This is a genomic window from Micromonospora sp. CPCC 205558 (genome assembly GCF_036902955.1).
In the GTDB taxonomy this organism is placed as follows: Bacteria; Actinomycetota; Actinomycetes; order Mycobacteriales; family Micromonosporaceae; genus Micromonospora.
In genome coordinates this window covers 1-17,312 of record NZ_JBAKHR010000020.1, presented here as the reverse complement: position 1 = coordinate 17,312, position 17,312 = coordinate 1, and the positions used below count along the sequence as shown (strand labels likewise).

Sequence of the window (17,312 nt, the reverse complement as noted above, 5' to 3'; positions counted from 1 at the left end):
ATTCGCCCAGCCCCGAAACCTACCCGGTCCGGGTGGCGGGCGATCGCCCGTTTGTGGCACCCGCGCGCCGGGCACACACCAGCGTGGCGATTGAACGAGCCCCGCAGATCCTGTTCATCCAGGGTGCCGGTGCCGGCGTACACGACGACTGGGACAACAGGCTGGTCGACAGCTTGCGCCGTGAGCTCGGGGACGGGTTCGAGGTCCACTACCCGCGGATGCCCGACGAAGCCGATCCGGGCTACGCCACCTGGGGCGTAGCCATCCGGCGGGAGATCGCGGCGCTGGACGACGGCGCGATCGTCGTGGGTCACTCGGTCGGCGGGACGCTCCTCGTCCACACGCTCGGCGAACGGCCACCGGAGCGGGCGCTCGGTGCGATCGTGCTGATCGCCGCCCCCTTCGTCGGTGCTGGCGGCTGGGCCGGTGAGGAGTTCGAACTGCCGCCCGATCTGGGCGCAAGGCTGCCGCCCGGAGTGCCGGTGCACGTGTTCCACGGCCTCCAGGACGACACGGCGCCACCGTCACACGCAGATCGGTACGCCGCAGTCATCCCGCAGGCGCACCTGCACCTGCTCCCCGGTCGCGATCACCAGCTGAACGACGATCTGAGCGAGGTGGCGACGGTGATGCAGCGCGATCTGGCGACCGCAGCGGATCGTGCTCTGCCGCGGCTGCCGCTCGTCCGACCCGAAGCTGGTGTTCAGCGCATCACGGGCTCATCGGTTGACGTTGAGAGGGACCGCTCTTTTCGGGATGCGGCGACGGGCGAGGTGCCTGATGCCGGTAACGGCGACCGCGATCACCGTGATGAGGATCGCCAGGGGTAGCGGCTGACCGTCGAAGTGCTGCATCGCCGTGTTGACGAGCAGCGGGTCGGGGATGAGCCATCCGGCCAGGAAGCCGGTGAGTCCGACGCCGACGATCACGGCGGGCCGGTGGCGGCGGACCGCGAAGGCGGCGACGACAGCGGCGGTGGCGGCGGCGAGGATCCCCAGGACCGTCGGCGCGGCGTCGAGAACGTAGACGCCGTGGCGTCCCCACTCACCGGTGCCTTTCCAGGCGAGGACGCCGAGCGGGACGAGGGCCCACCAGAACAGGCGCGGCCGGGGCGCGGTCCACCGCTCGCGGGCGGCGATCACGAGCAGGACGAGGATCGAGACCGGTACGGCGGTCGTGAAGAGCTGTTGGCCGAGGTTGGCGCCCAGGCCGGCGCCGCTGCGAGCATCGATGACGAACCAACCAACGGTGACCGTCAGGAATATCGCCTGCAGGGTGAGGGCGGTCCGGGCCGCGCCGCACAACCAGGCGATCAGCGGTGCGAGGGGCACCAGGCCGAGAACGACTATCTGCGGCCAGCTGGCGATGATGGCCGGCATGTCGGTGGCGAGGACGGCGCCGGTGAACAGGTCCAGGGTCTGACCGGCGGGCTGGGTGCCGGCGGCGACGAGCAGGGCACTGAGGCCAGTGGTGAGGGCTGTGGTGCTGACGGGCGTGGTGAGTCTCAGTCGGATCGCCAGGGCGATGATGTGCAGGGTCTCGTGCCAGCTCGGGTGCCGGCGGCCGTGGTCGAGGTCGAGCAGCAGTCCGAGCAGTTCCTCGCCGCGGGCGGTGCGGTGCGCGGCTGGCAGCAGCCGCAGCAGCCGTCGATATCGTCGCTCCAGACTGCTCATGCCCGGGCTCATCCGATGGTCCCAAGGCGCGGAGCGTTGCGGGCGGCACGCTTGCTGAGGCGCTCCTCGGCGAGCCGGACCGCCTCGGCCATCCGCTGGCTCTCCGCACGGATGGCGTCTGCCCCCGCATCGGTCAGTTTGTAGAAACGGCGCAGCCGACCCTTCTCCACCTCGTCGTGGTCGGGGGTGATGAGCCCTTGGGCGACGAGGCGGTCAAGGGCTCCGTAGAGGGTGCCGGCGCGTAACCGGACCCTGCCGTCGGTCATCTGGTCGACCTCCGTCACCACTGCGTAGCCGTGCCGGGGTTGGTCAGCGAGGGCGGAGAGGATCAGGAACGTCTGCTCACTGAGGTCCATAGACGATATATATCGCACCACGATATATAAAGCAAGGACGTCCTGGCGTGGCGGAGCCGTCATCGGTGTCAGACGTCGCCAGTCGTGCCGCCCCCGGCTGCGTCGTGGGGCGGCACGACCGTTCGATCGCGCGGTGGGTCAGCTGCGGGTGGACCAGCGTTGGTTCTGCTGGCCGTTGCAGGCCCAGAGGATGAGCTTGGTGCCGTTCGCGGTGGCGGCGGCGTTGGCGTCGAGGCAGAGGCCGGACTGGACGCCGGTGATGGTGCCGTTGGAGTTGACGTTCCACTGCTGGTTGGTGCCGCCGTGGCAGTCCCAGATGATGACCTGGGTGCCGTTGGTGGTGCCCTGGCCGTTGGCGTCGAGGCATTTGGTGCCGTACACCTGGAGTTGTTTGCCGGCGGTGTAGGTCCACCGCTGCGCGGTGCTGTTGCTGATGCAGTCCCAGAGTTGGACCTGGGTGCCGTTGGTGCTGGTGCCGTTCGGCACGTCGACGCAGCGGTTGGACTGGGCGCCGACGACCTGGACGTTCTGCTGCGGGTTGCTGCCTCCGGCCGGTGCGTAGCCGGCGGCGTTGATGTTGGCCTGGACGGCGTTCTCGGTGGCCGCGGTCGGGTAGCCGGAGGTCAGTACGCCCTCGAAGAAGGTGCCGCGACCGGTGATGCTGTTGTCACCGCCGATGCCGAGCAGGATGGCCCCTTCCTTCTTCATCGGGTGGTAGCCGTTGGGGCGTGGCCCGTCGAAGTAGGTGGTCAGGCTGCCTGACTGCGCGTTTCCGCCCCGGATCGCCCAGTGGTTCGGCTCGCCCTTGACCATGGCGGTGACGAAGCGGTGGTTGATCGACGCGATGTTGTTGTAGCCCGCGTTGACTCCGGAGAAGAGGCCCCACTCCAGGTCGGCCATGATCCAGGGGCCGGCTCCTGCCCCGTAGCCCCACTGCTTGTTGGCGCCGAAGTAGACGGTCTCCATGATGGCGCGTTCGTCGGCCAGGTTGTTCGTCTGGGCGTTGCCGTAGTCGAAGCAGCACCACTGGTTGTAGTGCGTGCCGTCGACGACCGCGTAGATGCCCTCGGGCTGGTCGCCGGTCGCGACACCGTTGGTGTTGTTGTTGCGGTAGCCGGTGCCGGGGGCGATGTAGACGCCGTACGCCTTCTGGCCGCCGACGATGACCGGGGCCGCCTTCGCGTCGGCGAGGTTGTCCCATCCGCCAGGGGCGGGCCCGGCGAAGCCGCCGGGAGGTGCCTGCGTGAGGCGGTTGTTGCGGCCGGACTGGTCGTAGATGATCGTGATGACGCAGTTGGTGTTGGCGCAGAACGTGTCCTGGGTGGCGGCGTTCGCGTAGCCGCCCTCGCTCAGCACGCCGACGTCGCGGGTGGTGTTGTCCGACGATCGTCGGACCTGGTAGAGCGGGCCGTTGTACGCGCCGTACAGCGCGCGGGTGGTGCTGTGCGCGGCCACGCACGGCGTGCCGCCGGAGGCGTAGATGTCACACGGACCCGTGCCGGCCGCATGGGCGACGCCTGGCGCGTCCGAGACCACATAGACGCCAACGCCGACGACCAGGGCCAGCAGCGTCGCTGCGGCGGCCATCGGGCGGCCCAGCCTTCTCTTCACATTCATCGGATCCTTTCCCCTGCGGGGTGGGTGCGGTGGTGGAATTGACGTCACACGTCATACCTGTGACATTAATAGCCGGCCATCTATTGGCGCTAGTTGGCACGCGTTGGTAATCGATCGATGAGCCTGAGGACGGATATGCTGGTCGGCGGAGCAAGGTGCGTCCCCGTGTCGGGGCAAGAATCGATTCGAGGGCGATTGATGAACATCGGGGAGATCGCTCGTCGGGCGGGGGTGTCGCGCAGCACCGTCTCCTACGTGCTCAGCGGGAAACGCAGCGTCTCGGAGGGGACCCGGCAACGGATCCAGTCGGTCATCGACGAGTTGAACTACCGGCCGAACGCCAGCGCCCGCGCGCTGAAGGAGGGGCGCACCCGCACCCTCGGGCTGGTCATCCCGCCGGCGAGCCAACGATTGACCGACATGCAGCTGGGTTTCGTCGCCAGCGTCGTCGAGGCGGCCGCCCGCCATGACCTCGATGTGCTGCTGTCCCCCTCCGGCGGCGACCACGACCGGTCCTTCGAACGGATCGTCACCGGGCGTCGGGTGGACGGCGTGATCCTGATGGAGATCCGGTTGGCGGACGACCGGGTGACCCGGTTGACCAACGCCGGGCTGCCGTTCGTCACGATCGGTCGGACCGCCGAGCCGCACGGGATGAGCTGGATCGACATCGACTACGCCGGGTTGATCGCCCGGTGCGTGCAGCACCTGGCCGACCTCGGGCACCGGCAGGTGGCACTCGTGAACCGGTCAGCGGAGTTGGTGGCCGCCGGCTACGGCCCCAGCCACCGCGCGCTGGCCGGCTTTCGGGCGGCGGTGCTGGAGCGAGGGTTGACCGGCGTGGAGGTCTGCAGCGGCGACGACACCGCCTCCGGCGAGGCGTGTATGGAGCAGCTGCTCGCGACGCACCCGGAGGTCACGGCGGTGGCCACCATCAACGAGGCCGCACTGCCCGGGATACAGCGCGCGCTGACGGGCGCCGGGTTGTCGGTGCCACGCGACTTCTCCGTCACCGGAGTCGCCGCGCAGCACTGGGCGGAAGACTTCCGCCCGCCGCTGACCGCCGCCGATGTGCCGATGGTCGAGATGGGCGCCGAGGCGGTGGCCCTGTTGCTGGAGATGAGCGCGACTCCCGGCGCCGTGCCACGACACCGGCTGTACACCCCGCCCATCTCGTTGCGTTCCAGCACCGGTCCGGTCCGGGCCCACTGATCCGACCCGGCTACCCGCCCCTGACCCGCCGTTCCTCCGCAGCGGCGGCGAGGATGAGATAGCTGCTGGCCGTCCAGGTGTACGCGCGGTCCCGGAGCCCGGTGCCGGTCTCGGCGTCGAAGTTCTCCGCGAAGCCGGACTTCTCGCACAACGCGAGGAATCGTCGACTGACCTCGTCGGCGATCCTGGTCTGCCCGGCCCGGCGCAGGCCGTCCTCGACGAGGACGGTGGAGGGCGCCCAGATCGGGCCCCGCCAGTAGCCGTCGGCGAGGTAGTGGGCCGAGTCCGTCGGCTCGGTGGCCAGACCGTGCGTGGTCAGGTGGGTTTCGACGCCGCGCGCCAGTGCGGCGGCGACCGGGGCCGGGAGGTCGGCTCCGAGTGCGACGGGCATCAGGTCGAGCAGGCTGCGGCTCCTTCGTCGGTGCCCGGTGCGGGGGTCACGGGCGGTGAAGCGTTCGCCGTCCCACAGGTCGCGCAGCATGGCCCCGTGGATCCGGTCGGCCTCCTGCCACCAGCGGTCGGCGGGCTCACCCAGCTCGGTGGCGAGTTCGGCGAGGCAGCGAAGCTGCGCGACCAGGAACGCGGCGAGGTCGGCCGTCTCCAGGACCCGGTTCTCGTCGAAGGTGGTGGCGTTGTCCCAACCGCTGTCGTTGCCGTGCTGATAGTGCGGCAGGTCGTGGCCGGGGGCCCGCCGCGCGTCCAGCCAGAACTCGGTCCAGCGGGCGAGCCGGTCGTACGTCTGCGCCAGCGCCAGCCGGCTCGGCGGCTGGGGAAGGCGTCGGCGCAGGTGACGGAGGGCCCAGCCGTGGATGGGGGGCTTGACGTAGTTGTGCAGGACCTCGGAATGGGTGACCGAGTCGGGGAGGGCGCCGGTCTCGTCCTGGTGGTCGAAGGGCAACTGGAACTGGTGCCAGGCCAGCTCCGGGTCGCCGGCCGCCAGGGCGATCGCGTTGAAGCAGTGGTCCCAGCTCCACACCTTGTCCATCCAGTGCTTGGACATCAGTACGGCCGGTCGGGTGACGAAGCCCGCAGGCGCGACAGTGGCCGACCACAGGACGTACGCGGCCAGCTCGGCGGCCGGGGTCTCCGCACCACGCCACGGCGCGATCGCGTCGACGAACGCGGTGAACTCCGCGACCCGGTCACTGCACAACTGCTCGAAGGTGACGGATCCGGAGTACGGGCGGCGGGCCGTCGCGTACTCCTCGATCGCGATCTCCCAGGGTTGGTCGCCGCGCAGGTCCACGGACCGGTCGGCCGTGCCGAGCGCCTGCACGCCGTCGGTCCGCGGCGAAGCGCCGGAGAGCACCGTGATGCGGTAGCGACGACCAGTCTCGTACGAGGTGAAGACGTGTGATCCGTCGACCGGGTCGGCGTACAGGTAGGTGCCGCTGAACGGGGTGAGGGTGGGCGCGGCGGCGGCCACCCGCAGGCCGAGCCGGTGTCCCCGGATCCGCAGGGTGTCCGGCCCGTCGTAGACGGCCTCGATCCGGTCGACGCCGTTGCGCCAGGTCAGCAGCGCGGGCGTGGCGACGACGGTGGTGCCGGCGACCGTGGGGGCGAGGCGCAGAACGGGGTGCAGCCCGGTCTGGTGGGAGACCAGGTGCAGATCGTCGGCGTACGTCTTCTCGGCTACCACCGGGGAGATGTTGAACCAGGATCCTCGGTAGCTGAACGGGATGTCCTGGATTCCGAACTCCGGACCGGACGGGGCGACGGTCATGGGTGGCGGGTGCCTTTCTGTGTTGCGGATGGTCGGTCCTCGACCGCTGCGGGTGGTCGGTCCTCGACCGGTGTGGATGGTCAGTCCTTGACGGCGCCGGCGGTCACGCCCATCGAGACGTAGCGTTGGGCCAGGATCAGCAGCACGGCGGCGGGGATCGAGGCGACGACGGCGGTGGCCATGATGGCGTTCCACTGCTGGTTGTTGTTGCCGATGTAGTGGTAGATGCCGAGGGTGATCGGCTGGTGGTCGCCGCCGCCGGCGAGGGTCGAGGCGAAGATGAAGTCGGACCAGGACCACAGGAACGCGAAGAGGGACACCGTGACGATCGAGTTGCGGCTGACCGGCAACACGACCGACCAGAAGGTCCGCAGCTGACCGGCGCCGTCGACCACGGCGGCCTGCAGCAGCTCGTCGGGGATGCCGGACATGAAGGCCGTGAAGATCAGGACGCCGAACGGCACCGCGAGCGTGGTGTCGGCCAGGATCAGGCCGGGCAGCGTGTTGAGGACGCCGAGAGTGAGGAAGATGGCGTAGAAGCCCATCGCCATGATGATGCCCGGGATCATCTGCGCGATCAGCAGCACGAAACTCAGCGCCGGCCCGCCGGGGGGCCGGAGCTTCGCCAGCGCGTAGCCGGCGGGGGCGGCCAGTGCCACGGTCAGCGCCACCGTGCCGAGCCCGACCAGGAAGCTGGTGCCGAGGTACGGCAGTTGCTGGTCGAGCACCGCCCGGTAGCCGTCCAGGGTGCCGTTGGTGGGAAACAGGTGCGGGGGAGTGGCTCGCATGTCCTGGTCCCGGGTGAAGGACACGTTGATCATCCAGTAGACGGGGAAGAGCATCAGCCCGGTCAGCACCAGGCCGACGCCGGTCTTCCACCAGGCCCGAGGCGTCGAGGTGGTCATCGCAGCTGCTGCCTCCGCTCGATCCGGATGTAGACGAGGCCAGCGATCAGCGCCAGCACGATGAGCAGGTTGCCGATGGCCGCGCCCGGGCCGAACTCGGGCAGCAGGTTGCCGAAGCCGAGCCGGTACGACCAGGTGGCGAGGGTGGCGGAGGAGCCGGTCGGACCACCCCTGGTCATGATCCAGATGATGTCGAAGACCTTCAGCGTGTAGATCAACCCCAGTAGCAGCGTGATCGCGGAGACGGGACGCAGCAGCGGGAAGGTGATCCCCCAGAACCGTTGCCACCCGGTCGCGCCGTCCAGCGCGGACGCCTCGTACATCTCCGCCGGGATCGCCTGCAGGCCGCTGTAGAGCACCACCAGGTTGAACGGGATGCCGATCCAGACGTTCGCGATGATCACCGAGGTGAGCGACCAGCCCGGCGACGTGAGCCAGTTGACCGGGTCGACCCCGACGACGCCGAGCGCCGCGTTGACCAGCCCCGAGTCGCTGTTGAGCAGCCACGACCAGGTCGACGCCGAGACGATCAATGGCAACAGCCACGGTACGAGGATCAGCGCCCGCAGCGTGCGCGACAGCGGGAAGTGCTTGTAGAAGAAGAGAGCCAGGGCCATGCCGATGGTGAACTGGAAGGCGAGCGAGGCTGCGGTGAACACCACTGTGTGCGTCAGCGTCGGCCCGAATGCCGGGTCGGTCAGGACCGTCCGGTAGTTGTCGAGGCCAGCGAAGGGCGCTCCGCCCTGCACGAACGACCGGACTGTGTACTCCCGCAGGCTCAACTCGACGTTGCGGTAGAGCGGGTAGGCGTAGAAGGCCGCCAGGTAGATGGTCACCGGTGCGAGGAAGCCCCACGCCCACCATCGGCTGGGCCGGCGGACACGGGACGGGGGAGGCCCGGGCGGGGCGGCGCTCGCCGCCCCACCCTGGTCTCGTACGGCGGCAGTGGTCTCGGTCGTGGAGGGCATGGTGTCGGTTCGGGTCGCTTACCTGGTCGCGGCGGCGCTCTGCGCGGCGGTCAGTGCCTCCTGTGGCGACTTCCCCCCGCTGAGGGCCGACTGCACCGCCGTCCACAGCGATTCGGAGATCTTCGGGTACTTCGTGCCGAGGTTGTCACCGGTGCGGCCCTTGGCGGCCCGGACCGCCTCCACCCAGACCTTGAGCTTGGGGTCCGCGGTGGCCTGTCGTTCCTGTACGGCGGCGACGGGTGCGACGTAGGAGAGCGTGGTGTCCGTGGTGAGGAGGTTGTCGGCGTTGGTCAGGCAGGTGACGAGCTTCTGTGACGTCTCGTACCGGCCGGTCTTCTTCTGCACCGGAATGGAGACGAACTCGCCGCCGGTGGGTGCCGGGGCCGGGCCGCCCGCGCTGGCCGGAATCGGGATCGTGCCGTACGCGAAGCCGAGCTTCTCCGCGTTGGCCAGTTGCCAGGTGCCGTTCTCGGCGAACGCGTAGTCGCCGGTGGCGAACTCCTGCCAGCTGGTGGTCTGGGTGTTGTTGATGACGGAGTTCGGGGCGTGGCCCTGCTTGAGCCAGTCGGTCCAGAGCGTCAGCGCGGAGACCGCCTGCGGCGAGTCCAGACTGGTCAGTTGGGCACCCGATCCCCAGAACCAGGGCAGGAACTGGAAGCTGCCCTCCTCGGTGCCGATCGCGGAGAAGGTGATGCCCTTCTTCCCCTTGGCCTTGACCTTGGTCAGTGCCGTGGTCAGTGACGTCCAGTCCGTGACGGTGGCGGGATCGACGCCGGCGGCGGTGAGCAGATCCTTGTTGTAGTAGAGGGCGAGGGTGTTCGCCCCGATCGGCACCCCGTAGGTCTTGCCGTCGCTCTGACCGGCGCCGAGCAGGTTCTTCTCCATGGCCGAGACGTCAAGTTTGTTGTCGTCGGTGGTGGTGAGCGCGCCAGCCTCGGCCAGGGTCGAGATGACCGGGTTGTCCACGATCAGCACGTCCGGTGAATTTCCCTGCTGGGCGGCGAGCAGTGCCTTGTTGGTCAGGTCGGTGGTGTCGTAGCCGGTGCGCTCGACCGTCACCCCCGCGGAGGTGCCGCACTTCTTGAGCAGCGCCACCCAGTCGGAGTCGTCGGCGAACTGCGGGTACGGGTCCCAGACGAGGTAGGCGCCGCCGTCGGTGGGGTCGTCGGCGGACGACGAGCAGGCGCTTGTGGTCACTGCGGCGAGAGCTATCACGGCGACGGCGGCCAGGCGCCGCCGACGGCTGAGTCCGGTCATCTGCTGCCTCACTTCACATCGATCGTCAGGTGGGTGGGCGGGTTGATCGTCGCGGGTTGGGTCAGCCAACCCATGAGGCGAACCGATTCGACGAATCGATTCGCCCGAAGATAGGTCTGGCCATGCCCGAAGGTCAAGAGTCAGGCCGCCGTTCCGGGTGGATCGCTGGGCAACATGGCCGTCACCGGGACGTCACTTCATTGACATCGTTCAGTTCCCAGTCCTACGATCCGTGCGAATCGATTCGCAAGAGCTGCCCTCCGGAGAGCGTCCCCCGCGCCCCACCAAGGAGCCGCCCGTGAAAACCCCGTCCCGCAGCAGGTCAGGACGAGCCCGCGTGTTCGCGGCCCGACTCGTCGTCGGCCTGCTCGCCGCCGCTGCCGCCGTCACCGTCGTCTCGTCCCCCGCCCAGGCCGCCGACGAGTCGATCAGCGTCAACTTCTCCACCACCAGCGGTGCGCCGACCTACCGCGCATCCGGCTGGATCTACGGCATGACCGAGAACGCCAGCGGTCCCGCCGACCACTTCTACCGGGACGTCAAGTTCCAGTACATGCGCGCCGGCGGCGCGCAGCTTCCGGGGAGTGGCTGGGTCGGCGGAACCTACGACCGTCGCTGGAACTCCACACTCGCCCAGGCGCGTCGGACCACCGCCCTCGGCGGGACGTTCATCATCCTGCCGCACGACCTGTGGGGTGCCGACGGTGCCGGAATCTCCCGCTTCCCCGGTGACAACGGCAACTGGACCGACTACGACAACTTCCTGACCCGCCTGATCAACGACGTCCGGGCGTCCGGACTGTCGGTGCAGTGGGACATCTGGAACGAACCCAACATCACCATCTTCTGGAACCGGCCGATCTCCCAGTACCTCGAACTGTGGCGTCGGACCTACCAGCGCATCCGGGCGGAGTTCCCCAGCCAGCTCATCGTCGGGCCGAGCTGCGCCTGCGTACCGTCGACCACGCACGCCTTCTGGAACCAGTACCTGGACTTCGTCCGCTCGACCAACACGGTGCCGGACATCGTCAGCTGGCACTCGCTGCCCGGTGACCCGGTCGCGAACGTCAATGCCGCCAACGCCACCCTCGACCCGCGCGGCATCGCCCACCCGCGTCCGTACCAGATCAACGAGTACGGCGCGCCCGACGAGCAGAACCCGGCTGACGGCGCCTGGTACATCGCGCGTCTGGAGCGGGCCCGCGCCGACGGCCTGCGGGCGAACTGGGCCAGCGGCGGCAGCCTGCACAACGACCTCGGCAACCTGTTGATCCGTAACTCGGCCGGCCAGCACCAGCCCAAGGGGGAGTGGTGGAACTACCGCTTCTACGCCTCCCAGGTCGGGGAGATCGTCGCGGTGACTCCCAGCCAGTCGCACGACGCGTACGCCACGAAGACGACCGGGGCGGCGAAGGTCCTGGTCGGCGGTGGTCGCACCACCGGCAACCTGACCGTCAACCTGCAACGCCTCGACACCACCAGCGGCATCGTGCAGAACAACCAGGTCCGGATGCTCACCCAACGCATCCCGCACAACGGCGGCGGCGCGGTGGCGGGGCCGGTCACGGTCTCGAACATCGTGGTCACGGTGTCCAACAACAACGCCACGGTGACTCTGCCGTACACGAATCAGACCGACACCTACGCCGTCACGCTGCTGCCCCCCTCGGACGGCGGCTTCCAGTCGGTGGCGGTGGCCCAACACTCCCAGCAGTGCCTGAACAACGCCGGGCTGAGCACCGCCGACGGCAACGTCCAGCAGCAGAACTACTGCGACGGCGGTGACCAGCAACTCTGGAACTTCCGGCCGGTGGCCGGCGTGGCCAACACCTACACCGTGGTCAACCAGCAGAGCGGCAAGTGCCTCGACGTCAGTGGTGTGTCCACCGCCGACGGCGCGGCGGTGCACCAGTGGACCTGCCTGAACGGGCTCAACCAGCAGTTCACGTTGCGCAAGGTGACCTACTCGGGCAACGACTCGCACGACTACCAACTCGTCGCCCGACACAGTGGTAAGTGTGTCGATGTCAACGCGGTCTCCACGGCGGCCGGCGCGCAGGTGCACCAGTGGCCCTGCCGGGCGGTCAACCAGGGCAGCCCGTTGAACCAGACCTGGCGGCTTCTGGGGCGGTAGGCGTCCCGGGGGGAGGTGATGCGTTGGCCGTCCACCCGGCGGCCAGCGCATCGCCCCGCTACTGCATTCATTGACATGAATTAAACAAAGGTCATACCATTCGCTGCGAATCGATTCGCCACCGCCACCATTCCCCCATGGCGCATCGACCTTCCCCCGCGCCTCCACGACTCCGAGGAGCCACCCCGTGCGAACCCCGTCCCCCCTCGGGCCAGGAAAGGCCCGTGAACTCATCCCGAGACGTCAGCGCACCCGACGGCTGACCGCCCTGGCGGGTGCTCTGGTCGCCGTTCTCGTCGGCATCGGCGCCGCCCCCGGCGCCCCGTCGCCCATCGCCGAGGCAGCCGCCGCCCCGATGGCGGCAGCCATCGAACCGGGGCAGAGCACGCGAATCATCGGCACCCAATCCGGCCGCTGCCTCGAAGTGCCCAACTCCAGCACCACCAACGGCACCCAGACGCAACTCTGGGACTGCAACGGCAGTGCCGGCCAGACCTGGACGTGGACGTCGGCGAAGCAGATCCAGGCGTACGGCAACAAGTGCCTGGACGCCTCCGGCCGAGGCACCACCAACGGCACCCAGGTGATCATCTGGGACTGCAACGGCCAGAACAACCAACAGTGGAACGTCAACAGCAACGGCACCATCACCGGCGTGCAGTCCGGGCTCTGCCTCGATGCCAACGGCGCCGCCACCGCGAACGGCACAAAGATCATCCTGTGGGCCTGCAACGGCGGCGCGAACCAGCAGTGGGCCTCGCCGACCACCACCCCGCCGCCGACCGACCCGCCGACCGGCGCGCGCCCGTGCGACATCTACGCCTCCGGCGGCACCCCGTGCATCGCGGCGCACAGCACCACCCGGGCGCTCTACGAGACGTACGCCGGCAACCTCTACCAGGTCCGACGCTCGTCGGACAACACGACCCGCAACATCGGGCTCACGGCAACCGGCGGCACCGCCAACGCGGCGACGCAGGACTCGTTCTGCTCCGGCACGACCTGCGTGATCACTGTCGTCTTCGACCAGTCCGGGCGCGGAAACGACCTCTGGTACCAGGGCTCCAGCGTGGTTCCGGGCTCGCCCCAGAGCAAGCCGGCGGTCGCGACCTCGGAGTCGCTGACCGTGGGCGGGGCCAAGGCGTACTCGCTCTACATCAACCCGGGTAACAGCTACTGGCGCGACGGGCACCTCACCGGCGTGCCGACCGGCGCGGCGCCCGAGGGCATGTACATGGTCACCAGCGGGACCCACGTCAACAGCGGCTGCTGCTTCGACTACGGCAACAGCGAGACGACGCGCAAGGCCGACGCCGCCGGGGCGATGGACGCCATCAACTTCAGCAAGCAGTGCTGGTTCGGCGGCTGCTCCGGCAGCGGGCCCTGGGTGCAGGCGGACCTGGAGTGGGGCCTCTTCCCAGGTGGCAGCCAGACCTGGAACCCGAACCAGCGTGCCTTCACCAGCAAGTTCGTGACCGCAACGCTGAAGAACAACGGCACCACCCGCTTCGCCATCAAGGGCAGCGACGCGCAGTCCGGCAGCCTCTACACGCTGTACGACGGCTCGCTCCCGCCGGGATACAGCCCGATGAAGAAGCAGGGCGCGATCATCTTGGGCAGTGGCGGTGACTGCTGCAAGCCCGACGGTGGCGCGAACCTGAGCGCCGGCACCTTCTACGAGGGTGCGATGGTCGCCGGCTACCCGTCCGACGCGACCGAGAACGCGGTGCAGGCCAGCGTGGTGGGCGCCGGCTACCGCTGACCCGGCGACGCCGGAACGGGTCGTGCGCCGGTCACCACCTGCGTGGTGACCGGCGCACGGTCTCGTTGACGCCAGCCTGGTCTCAGGCGATGGTGCAGGACGCGCCGTTGAGGGTGAACGAGGACGGTCGGGCGTTGTTACCGGTGTGGGTGGCCTGGAAGCCGATGGTCACCGAGCTGTTGGCGGGGATGCCGCCGTTGTAGGCGACGTTGCGGGCCGTCACCTGCCCCGAGCTGGGCGAGTAGGTGGCGTTCCAGCCCGAGGTGATGGTCTGGCCGCCCGGCAGGGTGAAGACGAGTGACCAGCCGTTGACGGCACTGGTGCCGGTGTTCGTGATGGTGATGTTCTCGGTCAGTCCGGTGTTCCAGGCGTTGAGGTCGACGGCCACCCGGCAGGCGCCGGACGCCGGCGGCGGAGTGGTCGGCGGCGGGGTGGTCGGGGGCGGGGTGGTCGGGGGCGGCGTGGTCGGCGGCGGGGTGGTCGGCGGGTTGGTCAGTCCGAAGAACGCGATGGCGGACGCGGCCATGCCACCGGAGGGCAGGCTGTGCCCGGCCCCCTGGATGCTGTACGCCTCGACCTGGACGGTGCCGCTGCTGTCGGCGTACCGACGCCGGTTCCAGTTGGCCTGCGGCGTGTCGGTGGAGGTCGGTGTCTGGCTCAGGCCGAACACGTTGGTCCACTGCTCGATCGTCTCCTGCAGCAGCGAGTACGGCACGAGCGTGTCGCTGGTGCCGTGCCAGAGCTGCACGCGCGGGCGGGGCCCGGAATAGCCGGGGTACGCCTGACGCACCGCGTCGCCCCACTGCTGCGGGGTCCGGTTCATGTTCCCGCCGGTGCACTGGCTGCTGCCGGGCGGGTAGTCCGCCGCGTTGGCGAAGCAGTTGAACGGCACGCCCATGAACGCGGCGCCGGCCTTGAACACGTCGGGGTGGAGCGCCAGCATGTGGTTGGTCATCATGCCGCCGGACGAGCTGCCGGTGGCGTAGACCCGGTCCGGGTCGGCCGCGTACTGCTGTTGCACGTACCGGATCATCGAGATGATCGAGACCGGGTCGCTGCCCCCACCGCGGCGTTTGGCGGCGTCCGACCAGGTGTCGAAGCAGTTGCCGAAGCCGGCCTGCTGGGTCGCCGACGGGTAGATGACGATATATCCGTAGCGGTCGGCGAGGCTGGCGAACTCGCTGCCGGAGTAGAAACCGGGGCCGGACCCTCCGCAGCCGTGCATGGCCACCACGACCGCCGGCCGGGCCGGGCGGTTGTCCGGCACGTAGACGTGCATGCGCATCCGGCCCGGGTTGTCACCGAAGCTGGTCACCTCGGTCAGTGACGCCGCGTACGCGGGCCCGACCGTGGGGGCCACCAGGCCGGCCGCCACCAGTGACGCGGCCAGGGCGACTAGCAGTCTTCTTCTGATTTTCAACGGACGACTCCTTCGATTGCCTGTGCAGGCTGGATTGGCCGTGCGACCCGGTCGCGGGGATGCCCGTCTCCCGCGGTGATCGCACGTTGCCCGCTACCTGTGGCTCGCCCAGCCCGGCTTCGGATGGCATCGCGTGGCAATTAGTGTTCCCTCCGGGCCAACAAGTGTCAATCGAGGGCTCTCTATTTGTAGCGCCGGCGGTCCGTCTACAGTCGTCATACCGTCCCCGAGGAGCACGGAGCGCCTGTGGCAAGCCTCTTCGACATCGACGAGATCTATCCGGACGACGGAGACCATCCACTCCGGCTGCCCCGCAGGCAGGTCGGCAACTCGCCCCAGGGTGTCGCCGTGACCCTGTTGGCGGACTACACCCTGCGGACCCGGGTCGCCCTCCCGTCCGCCGCCATCGTGGCTCTGCTCGGGGAGACCGGCGTGACGACGGCCGGAGCGCGGACCGCGATCAGCCGGTTGGCCCGCCGTGGGGTGTTGGAGGGCAGTCGACTGGGGCGGCGCAGCTCCTACCGGCTCAGTCGCGCCGCCGCCGCCAACCTCTCCGCCGGCGGGCACTGGATCCTCGCCTCCACCACCTCGACGGCGCGCTGGGACGGGTGCTGGACGATCGTCGCCTTCTCGCTGCCGCAGGATCGCAGTACGCAGCGTCGGGCCCTGCGGGCGCAACTCCGGTGGCTCGGTTACGCGCCGTTGTACGACGGGTTGTGGATCTCGCCGCAGGAGCTGACTCCTGCGGCTCGGGCCCAACTGGACCGGCTGACCCTCGGCGCCGTGACGGTGTTTCGCGGGCGCCAGACCGCGCTCGCCTCGACCATTCACCGCGCACCGATCGAGGCCTGGGACATCGAGGCGATCAGCCGGAGCTACGACGCGTTCCTCCGGCGTTGGACGCCACTGTTGCCCCCGGTGGTGTCCGGGCAGGTCGACGGTGCCGCCGCGGTGCGGGCCCGTACCGAGGTCATGGACACCTTCCGGCGTTTTCCCGTCCTCGATCCGCAGCTGCCGGTGGAGCTTCTGCCACGGGATTGGCTCAGGCGGCCGGCGCGGGAGCTGTTCGCAGCCGTCTACGACGGCCTTGCCGCACCCGCCGAGCGGCACGTCCGGGCGGTCGTCGAGCGGTTCGCCGACGCCGCGCAGCCCGGCATCGAGGCCCACACCACCGCCGACCTGGTCGCCGGAATACGCGCCGACGAGGATCAGGCGCTGCCGTCCCCGAGTAGCTCGGCCACCGGCTGCTCGTGAAACCGCGAGGCGGCTGCTGCCGGCCGACGACTGTGAGCGATAACAGGGTTGCCGTCCGGTGCGACCCCGGTGGCGCGTTGGTGCGGCTTGTCCACCGCTCGGGCGGCCGCTGAGCACGGTGGTTCTGGGCGTTCGGGCCGGGGTGAAACGGGGCGTTCCGGGAGATCGGCGTGAACGCCCCGTTACGTCTTGACGAACGGCATGTTATCGCTCACTCTCGATATAGAGGACGATCGTTGTCGTGGCTCACCGGGCGAGCCGCGCAGCGCGTACCTCCGATCACGACGTCCGCAAGGGCATGCGGACGTCACCTCGGGACCCGGCAGGTGCCGGTGACAGCCGTCTCGGACTGTGCGTGCTGATGTCGGGCGGGCAGGATGACCGCCCCGCTCAGTCGTCCCGATGGAAGTGGCACATCACCACCACCGATGCAACCACTGAGAAGGAACGCCATGAAACCCATGAAAACGATGCTGGCGGCGGCGACCATCGCCGTCGCCCTCACCACCGGCATGACGGTGGCGCTGACTCCCGCAGCCGGGGCCGGCACGACCCTGAAGGCGGCCGCCGCCGAGAAGGGCCGCTACTTCGGCGCGGCTGTCGCCGTCAACAAGCTCTCCACCAGCGCCTACACGACCATCCTGAACCGCGAGTTCAACAGTGTGGTGCCCGAGAACGAGATGAAGTGGAGCTCCACCGAGCCGCAACAGGGCGTTTTCACCTACTCCAGTGGTGATCGCCTGGTCAGTCACGCGCAGGCCAACGGGATGAGCGTGCGGGGCCACACGTTGTTGTGGCACGCACAGCAGCCGGGTTGGGCGCAGGGAATGTCGGGTAGCGCGTTGCGCAACGCGGCGATCAACCACGTCACCCAGGTGGCGACGCATTACCGGGGCAAGATCTATGCCTGGGATGTGGTGAACGAGGCGTTCGCCGATGGTGGTTCTGGTGGACGGCGGGACTCGAACCTGCAGCGCACCGGTAATGACTGGATCGAGGCGGCGTTCCGGGCGGCGCGGGCGGCGGATCCG

14 protein-coding genes are annotated in these 17,312 nt (G+C 69.0%); 6 read left to right on the top strand and 8 right to left on the bottom strand.

Annotated elements, in window-relative coordinates; translation table 11 throughout:
- The first annotated feature begins 32 nt into the window (after nucleotides 1-32).
- Nucleotides 33-830 carry an alpha/beta fold hydrolase gene (locus tag V6U86_RS22070; RefSeq protein ID WP_334505943.1) on the top strand — a complete coding sequence of 266 codons (798 nt, stop codon included), beginning with the start codon at nucleotides 33-35 and terminating at the stop codon, nucleotides 828-830.
- Here the strand turns inward: V6U86_RS22070 and V6U86_RS22065 are convergent.
- The 3 genes from V6U86_RS22065 to V6U86_RS22055 all read right to left on the bottom strand — a co-directional run bounded on the left by V6U86_RS22065 (nucleotide 720) and on the right by V6U86_RS22055 (nucleotide 3,646).
- Nucleotides 720-1,673, bottom strand: coding sequence for a hypothetical protein (locus V6U86_RS22065; protein WP_334505942.1), 954 nt, complete (start codon nucleotides 1,671-1,673; stop codon nucleotides 720-722). The two genes, V6U86_RS22070 and V6U86_RS22065, sit on opposite strands and share 111 nt — an antisense overlap.
- An 8-nt stretch (nucleotides 1,674-1,681) precedes the next feature.
- Nucleotides 1,682-2,029, bottom strand: coding sequence for a PadR family transcriptional regulator (locus V6U86_RS22060; RefSeq protein WP_334505940.1), 348 nt, complete (start codon nucleotides 2,027-2,029; stop codon nucleotides 1,682-1,684).
- A 138-nt stretch (nucleotides 2,030-2,167) separates the two neighbouring features.
- Nucleotides 2,168-3,646 (bottom strand): arabinofuranosidase catalytic domain-containing protein, encoded by a 1,479-nt coding sequence (locus V6U86_RS22055; protein WP_334505937.1) that lies wholly within the window; start codon nucleotides 3,644-3,646, stop codon nucleotides 2,168-2,170.
- 198 nt (nucleotides 3,647-3,844) lie between these two features.
- Between V6U86_RS22055 and V6U86_RS22050 the strand changes: the two genes are divergently transcribed.
- A complete protein-coding gene (locus V6U86_RS22050) occupies nucleotides 3,845-4,858 on the top strand; it encodes a LacI family DNA-binding transcriptional regulator (protein WP_334505935.1) in 1,014 nt (337 codons plus the stop codon).
- Between the two features lie 10 nt (nucleotides 4,859-4,868).
- Here V6U86_RS22050 and V6U86_RS22045 read toward each other — a convergent pair whose 3' ends face one another.
- From V6U86_RS22045 to V6U86_RS22030, 4 genes are all read right to left on the bottom strand, one after another.
- Nucleotides 4,869-6,581 carry an amylo-alpha-1,6-glucosidase gene (locus V6U86_RS22045; protein ID WP_334505933.1) on the bottom strand — a complete coding sequence of 571 codons (1,713 nt, stop codon included), beginning with the start codon at nucleotides 6,579-6,581 and terminating at the stop codon, nucleotides 4,869-4,871.
- Nucleotides 6,582-6,661: 80 nt separating this feature from the next.
- Nucleotides 6,662-7,486 carry a carbohydrate ABC transporter permease gene (locus V6U86_RS22040; RefSeq protein WP_334505931.1) on the bottom strand — a complete coding sequence of 275 codons (825 nt, stop codon included), beginning with the start codon at nucleotides 7,484-7,486 and terminating at the stop codon, nucleotides 6,662-6,664.
- Complete coding sequence (locus V6U86_RS22035; protein WP_334505929.1) at nucleotides 7,483-8,454, bottom strand: carbohydrate ABC transporter permease; 972 nt, start codon at nucleotides 8,452-8,454, stop codon at nucleotides 7,483-7,485. Before V6U86_RS22035 ends, V6U86_RS22040 begins: the two co-directional genes overlap by 4 nt.
- Before the next feature lie 18 nt (nucleotides 8,455-8,472).
- A complete protein-coding gene (locus tag V6U86_RS22030) occupies nucleotides 8,473-9,711 on the bottom strand; it encodes a sugar ABC transporter substrate-binding protein (protein WP_334505928.1) in 1,239 nt (412 codons plus the stop codon).
- A gap of 298 nt (nucleotides 9,712-10,009) precedes the next feature.
- Between V6U86_RS22030 and V6U86_RS22025 the strand changes: the two genes are divergently transcribed.
- Both V6U86_RS22025 and V6U86_RS22020 read left to right on the top strand, forming a co-directional pair.
- Nucleotides 10,010-11,845 (top strand): RICIN domain-containing protein, encoded by a 1,836-nt coding sequence (locus V6U86_RS22025; protein WP_334505927.1) that lies wholly within the window; start codon nucleotides 10,010-10,012, stop codon nucleotides 11,843-11,845.
- A gap of 187 nt (nucleotides 11,846-12,032) precedes the next feature.
- Nucleotides 12,033-13,607, top strand: coding sequence for an arabinofuranosidase catalytic domain-containing protein (locus tag V6U86_RS22020; RefSeq protein ID WP_334505925.1), 1,575 nt, complete (start codon nucleotides 12,033-12,035; stop codon nucleotides 13,605-13,607).
- A gap of 82 nt (nucleotides 13,608-13,689) precedes the next feature.
- Here V6U86_RS22020 and V6U86_RS22015 read toward each other — a convergent pair whose 3' ends face one another.
- Nucleotides 13,690-15,027 (bottom strand): extracellular catalytic domain type 1 short-chain-length polyhydroxyalkanoate depolymerase, encoded by a 1,338-nt coding sequence (locus V6U86_RS22015; RefSeq protein ID WP_334505923.1) that lies wholly within the window; start codon nucleotides 15,025-15,027, stop codon nucleotides 13,690-13,692.
- Nucleotides 15,028-15,273: 246 nt separating this feature from the next.
- Here V6U86_RS22015 and V6U86_RS22010 point away from each other — a divergent pair, with 246 nt between their 5' ends.
- Together V6U86_RS22010 and V6U86_RS22005 are read left to right on the top strand one after the other, a co-directional pair.
- Nucleotides 15,274-16,281 (top strand): PaaX family transcriptional regulator, encoded by a 1,008-nt coding sequence (locus V6U86_RS22010; protein WP_334505921.1) that lies wholly within the window; start codon nucleotides 15,274-15,276, stop codon nucleotides 16,279-16,281.
- 470 nt (nucleotides 16,282-16,751) lie between these two features.
- A partial coding sequence (locus tag V6U86_RS22005) for an endo-1,4-beta-xylanase (protein ID WP_334505919.1) occupies nucleotides 16,752-17,312 on the top strand: 561 nt, incomplete at its 3' end.

What these genes read in the sequence shown, in the direction of transcription:
- V6U86_RS22060 (WP_334505940.1), bottom strand. Translation starts at nt 2,029, where the DNA reads ATGGACCTCAGTGAGCAGACGTTCCTGATCCTCTCCGCCCTCGCTGAC.
- V6U86_RS22065 (WP_334505942.1), bottom strand. Translation starts at nt 1,673, where the DNA reads ATGAGCAGTCTGGAGCGACGATATCGACGGCTGCTGCGGCTGCTGCCA.
- V6U86_RS22030 (WP_334505928.1), bottom strand. Translation starts at nt 9,711, where the DNA reads ATGACCGGACTCAGCCGTCGGCGGCGCCTGGCCGCCGTCGCCGTGATA.
- V6U86_RS22040 (WP_334505931.1), bottom strand. Translation starts at nt 7,486, where the DNA reads ATGACCACCTCGACGCCTCGGGCCTGGTGGAAGACCGGCGTCGGCCTG.
- V6U86_RS22035 (WP_334505929.1), bottom strand. Translation starts at nt 8,454, where the DNA reads ATGCCCTCCACGACCGAGACCACTGCCGCCGTACGAGACCAGGGTGGG.
- V6U86_RS22045 (WP_334505933.1), bottom strand. Translation starts at nt 6,581, where the DNA reads ATGACCGTCGCCCCGTCCGGTCCGGAGTTCGGAATCCAGGACATCCCG.
- V6U86_RS22055 (WP_334505937.1), bottom strand. Translation starts at nt 3,646, where the DNA reads ATGAATGTGAAGAGAAGGCTGGGCCGCCCGATGGCCGCCGCAGCGACG.
- V6U86_RS22050 (WP_334505935.1), top strand. Translation starts at nt 3,845, where the DNA reads ATGAACATCGGGGAGATCGCTCGTCGGGCGGGGGTGTCGCGCAGCACC.